The 16,629-nt window shown below is 55.6% G+C and carries 11 protein-coding genes; 1 reads left to right on the top strand and 10 read right to left on the bottom strand.

The window, feature by feature from the left end:
* Positions 1 to 17: 17 nt before the first annotated feature.
* The 10 genes from hemE to ABYP39_RS05635 form a co-directional block, all read right to left on the bottom strand.
* Positions 18 to 1,085 (bottom strand): uroporphyrinogen decarboxylase, encoded by a 1,068-nt coding sequence (gene hemE, locus ABYP39_RS05680; protein ID WP_372747618.1) that lies wholly within the window; start codon positions 1,083 to 1,085, stop codon positions 18 to 20.
* Between the two features lie 76 nt (positions 1,086 to 1,161).
* On the bottom strand, positions 1,162 to 2,580 hold the full coding sequence (locus ABYP39_RS05675; RefSeq protein ID WP_372747619.1) for an FAD-dependent oxidoreductase: 1,419 nt from the start codon (positions 2,578 to 2,580) through the stop codon (positions 1,162 to 1,164).
* Positions 2,581 to 2,609: 29 nt separating this feature from the next.
* Positions 2,610 to 7,055, bottom strand: a complete 4,446-nt coding sequence (gltB, locus tag ABYP39_RS05670; protein WP_372781501.1) for a glutamate synthase large subunit — start codon at positions 7,053 to 7,055, stop codon at positions 2,610 to 2,612.
* A 176-nt stretch (positions 7,056 to 7,231) separates the two neighbouring features.
* On the bottom strand, positions 7,232 to 8,302 hold the full coding sequence (aroB, locus tag ABYP39_RS05665; protein ID WP_372781499.1) for a 3-dehydroquinate synthase: 1,071 nt from the start codon (positions 8,300 to 8,302) through the stop codon (positions 7,232 to 7,234).
* A 50-nt stretch (positions 8,303 to 8,352) separates the two neighbouring features.
* Positions 8,353 to 8,862 (bottom strand): shikimate kinase AroK, encoded by a 510-nt coding sequence (gene aroK, locus ABYP39_RS05660; protein ID WP_372747622.1) that lies wholly within the window; start codon positions 8,860 to 8,862, stop codon positions 8,353 to 8,355.
* Positions 8,863 to 8,866: 4 nt separating this feature from the next.
* Positions 8,867 to 11,017 (bottom strand): type IV pilus secretin PilQ, encoded by a 2,151-nt coding sequence (gene pilQ, locus ABYP39_RS05655; protein ID WP_372781497.1) that lies wholly within the window; start codon positions 11,015 to 11,017, stop codon positions 8,867 to 8,869.
* 15 nt (positions 11,018 to 11,032) lie between these two features.
* Positions 11,033 to 11,560: a pilus assembly protein PilP gene (locus tag ABYP39_RS05650; protein ID WP_372747624.1), complete on the bottom strand. Its 528-nt coding sequence runs from the start codon at positions 11,558 to 11,560 to the stop codon at positions 11,033 to 11,035.
* Positions 11,560 to 12,174, bottom strand: coding sequence for a type 4a pilus biogenesis protein PilO (locus ABYP39_RS05645; protein ID WP_372747626.1), 615 nt, complete (start codon positions 12,172 to 12,174; stop codon positions 11,560 to 11,562). The genes ABYP39_RS05650 and ABYP39_RS05645 overlap by 1 nt, the downstream gene beginning before the upstream one ends.
* A 2-nt stretch (positions 12,175 to 12,176) precedes the next feature.
* Entirely contained in the window at positions 12,177 to 12,746 is a 570-nt protein-coding gene (locus ABYP39_RS05640; protein WP_372747627.1) for a PilN domain-containing protein, read from the bottom strand.
* The gene (locus ABYP39_RS05635; RefSeq protein ID WP_372747628.1) at positions 12,746 to 13,813 is read right to left on the bottom strand and encodes a pilus assembly protein PilM; all 1,068 of its coding nucleotides are present in this window, start codon (positions 13,811 to 13,813) and stop codon (positions 12,746 to 12,748) included. The genes ABYP39_RS05640 and ABYP39_RS05635 overlap by 1 nt, the downstream gene beginning before the upstream one ends.
* Before the next feature lie 172 nt (positions 13,814 to 13,985).
* On the opposite strand from ABYP39_RS05635, the gene ABYP39_RS05630 reads away from it, so the two are divergent.
* Positions 13,986 to 16,472, top strand: a complete 2,487-nt coding sequence (locus tag ABYP39_RS05630; protein WP_372781495.1) for a penicillin-binding protein 1A — start codon at positions 13,986 to 13,988, stop codon at positions 16,470 to 16,472.
* Positions 16,473 to 16,629: the final 157 nt, after the last annotated feature.

Here is a 16,629-nt window from a genome sequence, read left to right as displayed (position 1 = left end):
CTGACAGCGCCCCGCTGTTACTGATGATACTCAGCAGACAGTTCGCGGACACACTCAATAAATGCTCCGGCGTGTGCCGGATCAACTTCTGGTGTAATGCCGTGTCCCAGGTTGAATACATGACCTGTGCCGTGACCAAAGCTTTTCAGAATGGTAGCCACTTCCTGACGTATACGCTTAGGTGAGGCGTAGAGCATGGTCGGATCCATATTGCCCTGCAACGCGACCTTGTCGCCGATACGCTTGCGCGCCTCGCCGATATTGATCGTCCAGTCCAGACCCACCGCCTGACACCCGCTGGCGGCAATGCTTTCCAGCCACAGGCCGCCATTTTTGGTAAACAAGATACAGGGAACTTGCCGACCCTCATGCTCTTTAATCAGGCCATCGACAATCTTCTGCATGTAGTGCAGGGAAAATTCCTGATAAGCCGCAGCACTCAGGGTGCCACCCCAGGTATCAAAAATCTGTACCGCCTGAGCCCCGGCCTTTATCTGACCGTTTAGGTAGGACACTACCGATTGAGCCAGCTTGTCGAGCAGACCGTGCATCAGTTCCGGCTGGTCATACGCCAACGCCTTGGTGGTGCGAAAATCCTTGGAGGAGCCGCCTTCAACCATATAGGTGGCCAACGTCCACGGACTGCCCGAAAAGCCAATTAGTGGCACTCGGCCATTCAGTTCGCGGCGAATGGTGCGCACGGCATCCATCACATATCCGAGATCTTTCTCTGGATCAGGTATCGGCAATGCATCCACATCTGCCTGAGTGCGAACCACTTTTTTGAAACGTGGGCCTTCGCCAGTTTCAAAGTACAGCCCCTGCCCCATGGCATCGGGTATGGTCAGAATATCGGAAAACAGAATAGCGGCATCCAGCGGGTAACGCTCCAATGGCTGCAGGGTTACCTCGCAGGCGAGCTCCGGATTCATACACAGCGACATGAAGTCACCGGCTACCGCTCGGGTCGCGCGGTATTCAGGCAAGTAACGCCCTGCCTGACGCATCATCCACACCGGCGTATAGTCGACGGGTTCACGCAGCAGAGCGCGAAGGAAAGTATCGTTTTTTAGGGTGCTCGTCATTACTGGCGCTCCGCCTGCAGTGTGGGTGACTTCTGGGAAGCATCGGACGTCAGGCTCCTGACGCCCGATGAGAAGCTCAGACTTTCAGGTAATCCAGAATACCTTCAGCCGCCTGTCGACCTTCCCAGATCGCAGTGACCACCAGATCTGATCCGCGCACCATATCGCCGCCAGCGAATACTTTGGCATTGCTGGTCTGGAACTTGTATGTCTGCTCTTCCGGAGCAACTACGCCCTGCCAGTCATTCAGGTTAATGCCAAACTCACCGAACCAGTTCGGCGGGCTGGGGCGGAAACCAAAAGCGATCAGCACCACGTCGGCGGGAATCACTTCTTCGCTGCCGGGGATTTCCTCGGGGCGGCGACGGCCATTCTCATCGGGCTCACCCAGACGCGTGGTAACCACCTTAACGCCTTCTACTTTGTCACCACCGACGATGGCAACGGGCTGGCGATTATAGAGAAACTGCACGCCTTCTTCTTTTGCGTTAACCACTTCGCGGCGCGAACCCGGCATGTTCTCTTCGTCGCGGCGGTAGGCACACACAACGCTCTCGGCGCCTTGGCGAATGGAGGTACGGTTACAATCCATGGCTGTGTCACCACCACCAAGAACAACCACCCGCTGGCCACGCACGTCGATAAAATCGGTAGCGTCTGTTTCCCAACCCTGGTTGCGATTCACATTGGAAACCAGAAATGGCAAGGCATCGTATACGCCGGGCAGGTCTTCACCGGTAAAGCCGCCCTTCATGTAGGTGTAGGTACCCATACCAAGGAAGACGGCATCGAACTCATCCATCAGTTCCTTCGGCATGACATCTTTGCCCACTTCAGTATTGAGACGGAACTCGATACCCATGTCTTCAAATACCTGGCGACGGCGCGCCATGACAGATTTTTCGAGTTTGAACTCGGGAATACCGAAAGTGAGCAGACCACCGATTTCCGGGTATTTATCGAAAACTACCGGCTTAACGCCCGCGCGTACCAGTACGTCAGCACAGCCTAACCCAGCTGGCCCCGCACCAATAACGGCAACTTTTTTGTCAGTCCAGACACGCTCTGACAGGTCTGGTCGCCAACCCATGGCCAGCGCGGTGTCGGCGATGTATTTTTCGGTAGAGCCGATGGTCACTGCACCAAAACCGTCATTCAGGGTACAGGCCCCTTCGCACAAACGATCCTGCGGGCAAACCCGCCCGCAGACTTCTGGCAGGGTGTTGGTCTGATGCGACAGCTCAGCGGCCTCAAACAGGTTGCCCTCGCTGACCAGCTTCAGCCAATTGGGAATGTAGTTGTGCACAGGGCACTTCCACTCACAATAAGGGTTACCACAGGCAAGGCAGCGATCTGCCTGCGAGGCGACCTGTTGCTCGCGATAGGGCTCGTATATCTCGACAAACTCGGCCTTGCGCACATCGATGGCTTTTTTGTCCGGGTCTGCGCGACCGACATCGATAAACTGGAAATTATTACTCTGACGTTCCGTCATAAAATTACCTCAATCCTTCCCCGCTCAACCTATTCCGGACGCTGGCGTGTACTCGCCAGCAGGGCTCCCAGGCTCGCCGCCTTGGGTTTGACCATCCAGAATTTGGCAATGTAATCGGAGAAGTTCTCCAGAATTTCGGCGCCCCAGGCTGAGCCAGTTTCGGCTACAAATTCCTGAATATTGGCGCGCAGATGTGAGCGATAGGCTTCCATCGACTCGGATGTAATACGGCAGATCTCGACCAGCTCGCTGTTGTAACGATCCACAAAGCGATGCTCAAGATCCAGCACGTAGGCAAAACCGCCTGTCATACCAGCACCGAAGTTGACGCCCGTGGGGCCCAACACGGTGACGTTGCCGCCAGTCATATACTCGCAGCAGTGATCACCGGTGCCTTCGACAACCGCATGGGCCCCGGAGTTTCGAACACCGAAGCGCTCACCAGCGCGACCACTGGCAAACAATCGGCCGCCGGTGGCGCCGTAGAGACAGGTATTACCAATGATCGCGGTATCCTGCGACGCAAACCGGCTGCCTTTGGGCGGATAAACCACCAGCTTGCCGCCAGCCATGCCTTTGCCTACGTAATCGTTGGCATCACCTTCAAGGTACATATGCAGGCCGCCAGCATTCCACACGCCGAAGCTCTGGCCGCTGGTGCCCGTCAGGCGAAGGGTAATAGGCGCATCGACCATGCCATCGTTGCCGTAACGCTTGGCAATTTCGCCTGACAGGCGGGCACCGATAGAGCGATCGCAGTTGGTCACGGTAAATTCAAATTCACCGCCGCGCTTGTTCTCAATCGCATCCAGTGTGGCCGCAACCATGGCCTCGGCCTTTTCACCCTTGTCGAACGGGGCGTTCAGAGCAACCTGACAGAATTCAGGCTGACCTTCAGCGTCGACGTCTTTGTGCAAAATCGGCGACAGGTCGAGTTTGCCGTGTTTCTCGGTAGCCCCTGCATGCTGCTCCAGCAGGTCGGTGCGACCGATCAGCTCATCCATCGTCCGAATGCCAAGGCTAGCCATCAGTTCCCGGGTTTCCATAGCCATGAACCTGAAGAAGTTCACCACCATATCCACGGTACCGATAAAGTGCTCGTCGCGCAGGCGACCATCCTGCGTTGCGACACCCGTGGCACAGTTGTTCAGGTGACAGATGCGCAGGTACTTACAACCCAGCGCTACCATCGGAGTAGTACCAAAACCAAAACTCTCGGCGCCGAGTATTGCGGCTTTCACCACATCCAGACCGGTTTTCAAACCGCCGTCTGTCTGTACGCGTACCATGCCACGCAGACCATTGCCGCGCAGCGTCTGCTGGGCTTCAGCCAGACCAAGTTCCCAAGGAGAACCCGCATAGCGAATTGAGGTAATCGGACTGGCAGCCGTGCCGCCATCGTAACCGGAGATCGTGATCAAATCCGCATAGGCTTTGGCCACACCGGCAGCAATCGTTCCGACGCCGGGTTCAGATACCAGTTTCACAGACACCAGCGCCGCCGGGTTAACCTGCTTGAGGTCAAAGATCAGCTGCGCAAGATCCTCGATAGAATAGATATCGTGGTGCGGCGGCGGCGAAATCAGTGTCACGCCAGGCACAGAGTAACGCAGGCGTGCGATCAGTTCGTTGACCTTGCCGCCAGGCAGCTGGCCGCCCTCACCGGGCTTGGCACCCTGGGCAACCTTGATCTGCAGCACTTCCGCGTTGACCAGATAATGCGGTGTAACACCAAAGCGACCAGAAGCCACTTGTTTGATCTTCGAATTGCGCTCTGTGCCGTAACGGGCCGGGTCTTCACCGCCCTCACCGGAGTTGGAGCGACCGCCAAGCCGGTTCATGGCCGTCGCGAGCGCCTCGTGGGCTTCTGGGCTCAACGCGCCCAGCGACATACCGGCCGAGTCAAAGCGCGGCAGGATGTTCTCGATGGGTTCTACCTCATCCAGCGGGATGGGCTTGGCGTCCTTCAGTTTCAACAGATCGCGCAGCGTCGCTACCGGACGCTCATTCACCAGTTGGCTGTAGGCCTTCCAGCGAGTGTAATCGCCGGTCTGCACCGCGTCCTGCAAGCCCTTCACCACATCCGGGTTAAAGCTGTGGAATTCTTGACCGTGGACAAACTTAAGCTGACCACCGGGGCTAATCGGCTTGCGTGGAATCCAGGCCAGCGTAGCCAGAGCTTCCTGATCCTTTTGCAGCTCACCATAGTCCGCACCTTTGATACGGCTGGCGGTGCCACGGAAACACTGCTCTACAATTTCATCGTCCAGGCCGATAACTTCAAACAACTGGGCGCCCCGATAGGATGCAATGGTCGAGATACCCATCTTCGACAGGATCTTCATCAGCCCTTTGTTGATGCCTTTACGGTAAGCGGTATGGCACTGATTGGTATCGCCCACCAACTCACCGGTACGCAGCATGTCATTAATCACGCTGTAGGCCATGTACGGGTAGACAGCAGTTGCACCGTAACCAAACAGACACGCCAGCTGATGGGAATCGCGGGCGCTGCCGGACTCCACCACAATATTGGCGTCGCAGCGCAGGCCCTGCTTTATCAGGTGGTGATGCACCGAGCCGGTTGCCATCAGCGAGTGAATGCTGACAAGCCCTGGCTCTATATCGCGGTCGGTCAGCAGCAGGATGGTCTTGCCGCTGTTTACAGCAGCTACCGCTGTGTCGTTCAGCGCCTTGATGGCACTGCGCAAGTCTGTGGTGGCCGGATCGTAGGTGAGGCTGATGCGCTCCACCGAGAAATTCGGGTTGTTAAGCTCCAACAGACGCTGGAACTTGTCCGGCGACAGAACCGGGCTGGACAGAATCAGGCGTTCGGCGTGATCAGCTGTTTCTTCAAAAACGTTCTTTTCGCGGCCCAGACAGGTTTCCAGGCTCATCACGATCGCTTCGCGCAGCGGATCAATTGGCGGGTTGGTTACCTGCGCGAACTTCTGGCGGAAGAAATCGTAGAGCGGACGCTGCTGGCGAGAAAGCACTGCCATGGGTGTATCGTCACCCATAGACCCAACCGCTTCGTTGCCGGACTCAGCCAGAGGACGCAAGACCTGCTCACGTTCTTCAAAGCTGACCTGAAAGTACTTCTGATAGGCCTTGAGCTGCTCTTTGCCAACCAGATCTGGAACCAGCTCCGACGACAGGGTGGACTCCAGCCGGGTCGCGTGTTCCTTCAGCCACTTTTTATAGGGCTGTTGCGTTTTCAGCTGAGCGTCGACATCGGCGGTGTGCATCACTTCGCCGGTTTCGGTATCGACAACCAGAATCTGGCCGGGACCGACTCGGCCTTTGGCTATGACATCTTCTGGCTTGTAGTCGTAGGTGCCAATTTCCGAAGCCAGGGTAATGAAACCATCAGTGGTCGTAACCCAGCGCGCCGGGCGCAAACCATTGCGGTCGAGCATACACACAGCGTAGCGACCATCGGTCAATACGATACCCGCAGGGCCATCCCAAGGCTCCATATGCATGGAGTTGTATTCGTAAAACGCCTTCAGGTCCGCGTCCATGTGCTCCATGTTCTGCCAGGCTGGTGGCACAAGCATGCGCACAGCGCGAAACAGCGGCATACCGCCAGCAACCAGCAGTTCCAGCATATTATCCAGGCTGGAAGAGTCGGAGCCGGTGCGGTTAACCAGAGGGGCAATAGACTCTACCGGCGGCAGCAACGGGCTGGAGAATTTGGCGGAACGGGCTTCTGCCCAGTTACGGTTGCCTTCAATGGTATTGATCTCGCCATTGTGGGCCAGCATCCGGAAAGGCTGCGCCAAGGGCCAGCGCGGCAGGGTGTTGGTGGAGAAGCGCTGATGGAAGACACAAATAGCGGTTTCAAGTCGCGCATCACCCAGATCCGGGTAGAACTTGGGGAGATCCACCGGCATCATCAGGCCTTTGTAGGACAGCACCGAGGATGACAGGCTACAAATGTAGAAGTCAGCGTCGTTCTTCAGTGCGTTTTCTACACGGCGACGCACCACATAGAGCTTGGTGCACAATTCCTGATCACTGGCCGCATCGCTGTTGATGAAGACCTGCTCAATGCGTGGCAGGCTTTCAATCGCGATTTCACCGCACACGGAAGGGTCGTGCGGCACTTCGCGCCAGCCCACACATTCCAAACCCTGCTCCGCCAGCGCAGTTTCCATGGCCTTACGGGCAGCGTCCGCCTTCGCGGTATCGGTGCTCAGGAAAATCTGGCCAATCCCGTATATGTCGCTCAGGGTGGCGGAAAACGCTTCGTCTGCGAGGGTACGCAGGAAACTGTCAGGTTTCTTGAGCAACAGGCCGCAGCCGTCACCGGTTTTACCGTCGGCAGCAATCCCGCCCCGGTGCGTCATGCAGGTCAAGGACTCGATGGCTGTCTGCAGCAACTTATGGCTGGGCTCACCCTGCATATGGGCAATAAGGCCAAAGCCACAGTTGTCACGCACATCCTCAGGTCTGTACAGGCCTGTACTCATAAATCGACTCTCGCAAAAAAACTCAGAAAATCAGAAAGATAGCTATAGCAGTCGCGCTCCAATGCCCGCAGACACCGGAAAAAAGGAGGGACATTCTACACGCCTGGCGCATAGGCGACAAATTTGCCCGCAAAATAGGCGGTATAAATAAACTTTTTGTCAGTTAAAACAAATACTTAATTTCCCCGGATGGCAGCCACTACAGCATCCTGTGGCACCGCATCGGTGACTATGGCCTCACCAATACCGGATAACAGCACCAGCCGCAGACGGCCATCCAGCACTTTTTTGTCGCGCGCCATCAGGGTCAAAAATTGCTCAGGGCTCATATCCGCCGGTGGCGCAACCGGCAGGGCCGCGCGCTCCAGCAGACGAGTGAGCCGCTCTACCTCAGCCCTGGGCAGCCACCCCAAGTCCGCCGACAATCGTGTAGCAATCACCATGCCAGCTGCCACGGCTTCGCCATGCAACCAGCTGCCATACCCGGTGGCGGTCTCAATGGCATGCCCAAAGGTATGCCCCAGATTGAGAATCGCCCGACGGCCCGACTCTCTTTCATCCTCAGCAACGACCTTCGCTTTGTTTTCACAGGAACGCAGAATCGCCTCCGCCAGCAGCTCGCCATCTCTGGCAAGCAGTGCATCCCAGTTGGCCTCAAGCCACTCGTAAAAAGGCACGTCGGCAATCAGACCATACTTTAGAACTTCGGCCAATCCGGCCGCGTACTCGCGAGCAGGCAGGCTTTTCAGCGTATCGGTATCAATGATCACGCATTGGGGCTGGTAAAAGGCACCTATCATGTTTTTACCCAGCGCGTGATTAACCCCGGTCTTGCCCCCGACCGAAGAATCCACCATAGAGAGCAGCGTGGTAGGCAATTGGATAAACGGCACGCCACGCTGGTAGCTGGCTGCGGCAAAGCCGGTCATGTCGCCAACAACACCACCACCCAAAGCGATCAACGTGGTACTGCGTGAATGATTGTCTTCAAGCAAACGATCAAATATGTGATTCAAGTATTCGAGGGTTTTGTATTGCTCTCCATCGGGCAGAGTGACAACACTGACTTTCTTACCCTCAAGCCGCGCGAGAACGGCATCCAGATATAACGGCGCGATCGTCTCGTTGGTGACAACGCAAGCCTGATTACCACGAACAAATGACGGCCAGTTGTTATCAGCCAGCAGGCGCGGCGCAATGCGAATGGGATAGCACCGCTCGCCCAGATCCAGGGTTAGTTCTCGCATGGGGGAATATTCTGCCAAGTAAATGGCTATTGTAGCGTTTTCCGGGGAATTCAGGCCAGCAGGAGACGCTTCAATTCTGTCGCCACCGCGCGCGGCGTGCGCCCATCGGTGTCGATAATGATATGCGCCACCTCTCGATACAAGGGATCCCGAACCGCCATGAGTTCTTTTAGTACCTTACGGGGGTTGGCATTTTGCAGCAGTGGGCGCTTTTTATCTTTGGCGGTACGGCGAACTTGCTCATCAACGGAAGCGTAGAGATAAATCACAGTGCCGCGCGCCATCAGCTGACGGTTTTCGGGACGCCCTATGACACCGCCGCCAGTGGAAACCAGCACACCGTCTCGCAGAGAGAGCTCCTCAATCATCGCTGTTTCGCGTTCTCGAAATCCGGCCTCGCCTTCCTTGTCGAAAATCCAAGGAATGTCGACACCGCTGCGCTCTTCAATCTCGCGGTCGGCGTCACGGAAATCCAGATGGAGGTCGTCGGCCAACAGCCGACCAATTGTGCTCTTGCCAGCCCCCATAGGGCCGACAAGGAACACGCGTTCATGCTTCATAGAGTTATTCGACGAGGGTATCAGCCAATATACGCGGCGTGATGAAAATCAGCAGCTCGGATTTATCCTGCTCAACCTGAGTACGCTTGAACAGGCGGCCAATATAGGGGATATCACCCAAGAACGGAACCTTGGTCGTAGAACTGATATCGGTGGTTTCATAAACACCACCCAGAACCACAGTTTCACCATTGCCCACGAGCACCTTCGTTTTCAGCTCAGTGGTATCAATGGTCGGCACCTGACCACCCAACCCAGTCGCGATAACCAACTGCCCTACGGTATCCTGATTGATCAGCAAATCGAGCAAGATGCGGTCATCAGGAGTAATGATCGGGGTGACATCCAAACTGAGCACCGCCTCCTTGAAAGCGATGGTGGTCTCGCCATTGGACGCAGACTGCGGATAGGGAATCTCGGTACCCGCTTTGATGATAGCCGGCTCTTTATCACCAGTAATCACCTTCGGCTGGGACACTATTTCACCGCGCCCCTTGGATTCCAAAGCGGACAACTCCAGATTGAGGAACACATCATCGCCGATAAAGCCCAGCGCAAATGAGCCCGCCGCGCCCGCGACACCCAGGTCGGAAATCATACCCGGCACCACTTCATACGATGGATTACCCGCATTAATGGCATCAATCAGGTTGGTACTGGTTTCGTTGTTTTCTTCAATCGTGCCATTGGCTGACACGATATTGTCGGAATTGACCTTGGTGTAGGCACCACCCCAGCGCACCCCCAGACTCTGATCGAAATCTGAATTGGCTCGCACAATGCGCGCTTCAATCTGCACCTGCCGAATGGGCACATCCACCTGCTTGATAAGACGGCGAATCTCGTCGAGCTTCTCTGACGTTTCCGTAATCAGCAACGAATTAGTACGTGCTTCCAACACCACACGTCCGCGCTCAGACAGAATATCTTCGCCCTCATCGTCATCTCCACCGCGGCCGGCTCGATTGTTTCTGCGCTGAAACAGGGTCAGCAGATCTTTGGCATCCGCATAGCGGATGCGGATAAATTCACTGCGCAGAGGTGCCAGCTCACGCACCTGCTTCTGGGCCTCGATTTCCTGACGCTCACGTTCGGCAATTTCCGCCGCCGGTGCGACCATCAACACGTTGCCCACCAGGCGCTTATCCAAGCCCTTGGTTTTCAGCACTAACTCCAGCGCCTGATCCCAGGGAACATTTTTCAACCGCAATGTAATACTGCCGGTTACCGTATCGCTCGCCACCAGGTTCAGCTCGGTGAAATCCGCGATCAGCTGCAGTACGGCACGCACTTCAATGTCCTGAAAGTTCAGCGACAGCTTTTCACCAACATAAGCAAACTCTTTACGGCGCTCTTCCACTTCCGCCTGCGTCAGTGGCTTAACGCTGACCACATATTCATTGTCGGTCTGGTAGGCCAGGTAGTCGTAATCGCCGCTGGATTTAATTTCAAACCGCGTGCCTTTCGCCGTTCTTGTCGCGTCGATAAGTTGAACCGGAGTGGCAAAATCGCCCACGTCATAGCGACGACGCAATTGGTCAGGTAGCGAGACTTCGGAAAATTCCACAAAAATCTTGGTGCCCTGCTCATACACATTGATATCAGCCTTGGGATCTTTCAGGCTCAATACCAGCATGCCCTCACCATTCTGGCCACGCTTGAAATCCATGTCGGTTATGCGGTTGCCTGAAGCCGTTTCAACTTTCTGATCGCCCCGCGACACTTGCTGCAGCGTACCCGCCGTCTGCTTCAGGTAGTCAGACGAGATTTCGCCCACTTCAACCACCAGGTCATTGCCTTCAACCCGCGTAAGGTAGGGTGCCAGCTCAAGTAGATTCAGTACCAGACGGGTACGACCATTGCCTTCAAGGACAATGGCGCTACTGGCATTGCCATAAGACAGCGGGAATTTTTTCTGTTTCAACGAACTAGACACATTGGGCAAGTCCAGCGCGATCCGGGCCGGTTTCTCAATGGTATAGCCTTTGGGCTCGGGGGGGGTTGAATCAAAGCTTAACCGCGCCTCAAAGCGACCACCCTGCAATGACGAGAACTGAATATCTTTCAGTTCACTCGCTAAGAGCGGATGTGAGAGGATCAAGCAGACCACCCAAAGCAGGTACCGCTGCAAATTACGTGGCTTAATGATGTTCATGACTTCTCCGCTCGCTTAACCGTCACTCGTTTTTATTTCCAGTGTTCGTGGTCGCTCAATCCAACCATCCGCACCATCGGAAACGATTTCGATGATCAGGACATTGGTCTCATTCGACTCAACAATTCTGCCGTGATTGCGGCCAACATAGTTACCGCGCTTGACCCGGTGCACGCTGTTTTCACTGTCTTTCACCAGAGCCCAGCGCACGCCGTCTATTTCTAACGATCCCACCATACGCAGAGAGTCCAGACTGAACTGCTCGAGAAACTCTTGCTTGCGATTAAAATCAGGCGTCACCGTCGCATTACCCGACAGACGGGCCACCTGCTTTGCCTCGACCGGGCGAATAAAGGGGCTGCGCATACCGGAGGCACTGTAATTGAAAGCTTTATAGGCCTTGAACGGCGGGATCGGCGGAATTTGACCGACAGGCCGCGATTTAACCTCCGCCATGTAGGCATCAATATCTTCGTAGGCCGCGTTGCCTCCGCAGCCCGCCAAGGCCACTGTAACGCCCAAGATAACTCCCAGCTTTTTCATCAGCCCGCCTCCGGATCGCGATAGCGATACGTCTTGGCAGTGATAGACATACTGAGGTCAATCGCGCCTTTTACCCCGCCAATCTTGAAATCGTGAAGCGTAACGATTCGCGGCAGGCTGGCAATACCACTCACAAAGGCAGCCAGATCGTGATAGGGACCCTTCACCTGAATGCTGATGGGCAACTCGATGTAAAACTCTTTTTTGACTTCCGGCTGGAGTTTGATTGACGTGATTTCCAGGCCATTGGACACCCCTTCTTCGGTGATGTCTTCGAGCAGACCGGGAACTTCGGTGTCGGTCGGCAACTGACTCAATAACGCACCAAAGGTCTCTTCCATCTCGATCATTTGTTTGCGGTACGCCGCCAGGTTTGCCGCCTTGAATGCCTTACGCTTGTACTCCTCACGCAAATCCTGCTCTTTGGCGGTGACCTGAGCCAATTCCACCCGCAGCGGCGCAATCAACTGGAAATACCCGCCGATGACGACCGCCAGAAATACAACCAGCCAGAGGATCGCCTTGGCCAGTATCGGCCAGGTACCAATAGACTCGAAATCCAGATTATTGAGATCCAGATCTTTAAGGTCTTTTATTGCATCCTGAAAAGCCAAGGTTATTTCTCCTTACCTTTCTTTTCCTCGTCCGGCGAGGTAATGCTGAAGGAAAGTTCAAACTGGCTGCCCTGCTCACCGTAATCCGGAGCCGCCTTTACGGAAGTCAGGTTCGGATCCTTGAACCACTCGGAGCCGTCGACGCGGCGCATCAGGCTTGATACCCGGTTATTCGATTCCGCCTTGCCCACCACGTGAATCCTGTCCTTGCTGCGGGTCATAGTCTGAAAATACGCGCCATCAGGCATGGTGCGAACAAATTCATCAAAGATACGAACAATGACCGGGCGCTTGCCCTGCAAGCCCTGGATAATTTCCATCCGCTCCAGTAGCTCTGCGCGACGCTTTTCAAGTTCGCGAATTTCTTTCACCTGCCGGTCCAGTTCGGCAATATGCTGCTTCAAATAGCTGTTGCGCCCGTTCTGGTACTCAATCTGACCGGTCACCACCTGGTTCGCTATCAGCACAATAATGCCACCAAGCAGGGCCATACCGCCCAGAATTACCAGGAACTGCCGCTGCAACGCAGCACGTCGTTCTGCACGCCAGGGGAGGAGGTTAATATTTGCCATCAGTCAAAACTCCTCAGCGCCAGCCCGCAGGCAATCATCATTGCCGGTGCGTCACTGTTCAATGCCAGGACATCAACCCCAGGGGCCACTTCCATATTAGCAAAAGGGTTTGCGACGACGGTTGTAGTGCCTATTTCCTCGCCCACTTTCTCAGCCAACCCACTGGTTGAGGCAACACCACCCGCCAACACAACCAGATCAACCATGTTGTACTGGCTTGCCGAGAAAAAGAACTGAAGTGCGCGGGTTATCTGCTGCAATACGGCTTCGCGGTAGGGCTCGAGCACCTCTTCTTCATAGTCGTCGGAAATACCACCTTCTTTTTTGGCCTGCCCGGCCTCCTCGTAGGTGATGCCGTAGCGGCGCTGAATCTCTTCCGTCAACTGGCGGCCACCGAATAGCTGCTCACGCGTGTAGATGGTTTCATTGTTAACGATCACGCTAAGGGTGGTTACGGTCGCCCCGATATCGACAATCGCCACCACCGAGTTCTCGTTCAACTCAAACTGCTCGACGATCAGCGAGAAGGCGCGTTCCATGGCAAACGCTTCAATATCAATAACCTTCGCTTCCAGCCCGGCCAGTTCAAGCGACTCTACTCGCGTATCGATATTTTCTTGGCGCGAGGCGGCCAGCAGCACTTCCACCATTTCCTCATTTCGCTCGGACGGGCCGAGCACTTCGAAGTCGAGCGCGACTTCATCCAAGGGATAGGGAATATACTGATCGGCCTCCATGGTGATCTGGGTTTCCAGAACATCCTCTTTGAGGTCGGCCGACATTTCGATCACCTTGGTGATGACCGCTGCACCCGATACCGCTGCCGCCGCATTTTTCTGCTTGGAGCGAGAGCGAGCGTAGGCCAGGCGTAGCGTTTCGGCCACCACCTCGGTATCGGTGATATTTTTTTCGACCACCGCATTTTGAGGTAAGGGAGCCACCGCGAAGCTTTCCACGCGGTAGCGACCGTCATTGCGGCTCAATTCCAGCACTTTGACAGTACTGGAACTAATATCCACACCAATCACCTGGCTGGGTCGCCAGCCGCCGAAAAGTTCCTTTAACACCAGAGTTTTCCTATCTGCATCCGAGACTTAGAACACACTTTTTATAATTAGATTAAATACCACAGAACCCGATTTCGCAAATGGTTATAATTAAATTTGAGTAGACAGCGTCTCAATTCGCTAACATAGGCGCCACTTCGCAAACCCCAAGCCACCATTCCACAGGGACCGAATGTCAAAATTTATTGTTCTACGGCGGGTACTTACACATTTAATTTTGGTGCTGACCGCCGCCGCCGTGGCCGGTTTCGCCGCTATCTTCATTTATTTAACACCAAAATTACCGGATGTTGATTCACTTCGCGACATCCGATTACAGACGCCGCTGCGCATCTACAGCAGCGATAACCTGCTAATCGGTGAATTCGGGGAGATGAAAAGAACACCGCTGGACTTCGAAGATATCCCACCACTATTTATTCAGGCCTTCCTCGCCGCTGAGGACGACCGTTTTTATAAACATCATGGCGTAGATATCGGTGGCTTGCTGCGAGCAGCGTCACAATTGATCATGAGCGGTGAAATCCAGACGGGCGGCAGCACCATCACCATGCAGGTCGCCAAGAACTACTTCCTCACTCAGGAACGAACTTTTTCTAGAAAATTCAATGAGATATTCCTTGCCATCAAGATCGAGCGGGCACTTTCAAAAGAAGAAATCCTCGAGCTTTACTTGAACAAGATATTTCTCGGCAACCACGCTTACGGTATCGAAGCGGCGGCCGGCGTTTACTACGACAAACATGTCGGCGAGCTCAGCCTGGCGCAGATGGCCATGATCGCCGGTTTGCCAAAGGCACCCTCCCTGTATAACCCCCTCGCCAACGCATCGCGCGCCAAGTCGCGCCGCGACTGGATTCTCAGCCGCATGCTCGGTCTCGGCTATATCGACCAGCAGGCATACGAAGAGGCGCGCAAAACAGAAGTCAGCGCCAGTTATTACGGCAGCAAACTTCAGGCCGACGCCGCCTACGTCTCAGAGATGATCCGCCGCGAAATGATTCGCCGCTACGGACCCGATGCCTACACCGAGGGCTTCCGCGCCTTCGCCACCATCGATAGCAAGCTCCAGAACGTCGCCAACGAGGCAGTAATCGCCGGTGTCATGGATTACGACAATCGTCATGGCTACCGCGGCCCCGAGGATCACTGGCCGCTGAAAAAGAACCCTCAGGATCTGGAACACTGGCGCAGCGAACTGCGTCGCGTCGGCTCGGTAGGGCGCTGGGAACCCGCCCTGGTACTGAACGTTCAAGAACAGGCTGTTGATATTCTGCTCAGGGATGGCTCACAGACCACGCTGACCTGGGAAGATGGACTATCCTCAGCGCGTCCACGCCTTGATGAAAACAGTCTGGGTAAATCACCCGAGAAAGCCGCCGACATTCTGAAACGCGGCGATCTGATTCGCATTACCGCCGGCAAGGGCCAGACCTGGCAGCTATCACAACTGCCCGACGTTCAGGCATCGTTGGTTTCCATGAATGCGGAAACTGGCGCCATTGTCAGCCTGGTAGGCGGCTACGATTACGGCTACAGCAGTTTTAACCGGGTAACTCAGGCCAATCGGCAGCCAGGCTCCAATTTCAAACCCTTTATCTATGCCGCCGCACTGGAAAACGGCGCCACGCCAGCCACCATTATCAACGACGCACCCATTGTCTTTGACGACCAGCAGCTGGAGAGCACCTGGCGACCGACCAACGACAGTGGCAAATTCTACGGCCCCACCCGTCTGCGCAAAGCGCTTTACAACTCCCGCAACCTGGTGTCTATCCGCCTGTTACGCTCCACCGGCATCGCCAAAACCATCGACTACGTGACACGGTTCGGGTTCAGGAAATCACAATTACCTCGGGACCTGTCGCTGGCCCTCGGCAGCCTCTCTGCTACGCCGCTGGATGTGGTCAATGGCTACGCGGTCTTCGCCAACGGCGGTTATCGCGTCAAGCCCTACGTGCTCGAGCGCATTGAAGACCGAGACGGAAACGTCCTCTACCAGGCCGAACATCCCGTGGTGTGCCAGGACTGCGACGAGCAGACGGTTACGTTCCCGGAAGAGGAGATTTTTGTCGGCGACGAACCCTTCTTTGAAGAAGCCAACAACCTCGAAGCCATTCTCAATGCAAAACCCGAGATCCCGGAAGTTCAACACCCGGCAGCCGAGCGCATTGTTGAGGAACGCGTGGCCTATATAATGGACAGCATTCTCAAGGACGTTATCCGCTATGGCACCGGACGTCGCGCCCGCAAGCTCGGCCGCACCGACCTTGCCGGCAAAACCGGCACCACCAACGGCCCGACCGACGTCTGGTTCTCTGGCTATGGCGCCGGCATCGTTACCACCACCTGGGTCGGCTTTGACGACAACAAAAACCTGGGCCGCCGTGAATACGGTGGCGCCACCGCCTTGCCCATCTGGATGAAGTACATGGAAACGGCCCTCAAAGGCGTTCCAGAGCGCCCGGCCAAGCAACCCCCGGGCATCGCGACAGTGCGTATCGACCCCAACAGCGGCAAACTGGCGGCGCCCGGTCAAAGCAACGCGATTTTCGAAATCTTTCGAGTGGAAGAGGTCCCCGAGGCAGACAGCGTGGAAGTACCCGCCATGTCACCCGGGGCCGGCCCTGGCGATAACACGCTGGAAGAGATCTTCTGAATACGGGCAGCGTTCTACAACAGGCAGCCGACGCCACCTGCTGCTAGAGCGCCTCAAGCGCCTGAGCCAGATTATCCACCGCCACCACCGTCATGCCTTCAAGGGCTTTGCGCGGCCGGTTAGCCGTGGGCACAATGGCGCGCTTGAAGCCGTGCTT

It is taken from the genome of Litorivivens sp. (genome assembly GCF_041625495.1).
Taxonomy (GTDB): Bacteria; Pseudomonadota; Gammaproteobacteria; order Pseudomonadales; family Spongiibacteraceae; genus Litorivivens.
The sequence above is the reverse complement of the archived record's forward strand: the minus strand, read 5'-3'. Positions and strand labels throughout refer to the sequence as shown.

Coding starts and splice junctions, on each gene's coding strand:
- hemE (WP_372747618.1), bottom strand. CDS start 1,085: ATGACGAGCACCCTAAAAAACGATACTTTCCTTCGCGCTCTGCTGCGT.
- ABYP39_RS05675 (WP_372747619.1), bottom strand. CDS start 2,580: ATGACGGAACGTCAGAGTAATAATTTCCAGTTTATCGATGTCGGTCGC.
- gltB (WP_372781501.1), bottom strand. CDS start 7,055: ATGAGTACAGGCCTGTACAGACCTGAGGATGTGCGTGACAACTGTGGC.
- aroB (WP_372781499.1), bottom strand. CDS start 8,302: ATGCGAGAACTAACCCTGGATCTGGGCGAGCGGTGCTATCCCATTCGC.
- aroK (WP_372747622.1), bottom strand. CDS start 8,862: ATGAAGCATGAACGCGTGTTCCTTGTCGGCCCTATGGGGGCTGGCAAG.
- pilQ (WP_372781497.1), bottom strand. CDS start 11,017: ATGAACATCATTAAGCCACGTAATTTGCAGCGGTACCTGCTTTGGGTG.
- ABYP39_RS05650 (WP_372747624.1), bottom strand. CDS start 11,560: ATGAAAAAGCTGGGAGTTATCTTGGGCGTTACAGTGGCCTTGGCGGGC.
- ABYP39_RS05640 (WP_372747627.1), bottom strand. CDS start 12,746: ATGGCAAATATTAACCTCCTCCCCTGGCGTGCAGAACGACGTGCTGCG.
- ABYP39_RS05630 (WP_372781495.1), top strand. CDS start 13,986: ATGTCAAAATTTATTGTTCTACGGCGGGTACTTACACATTTAATTTTG.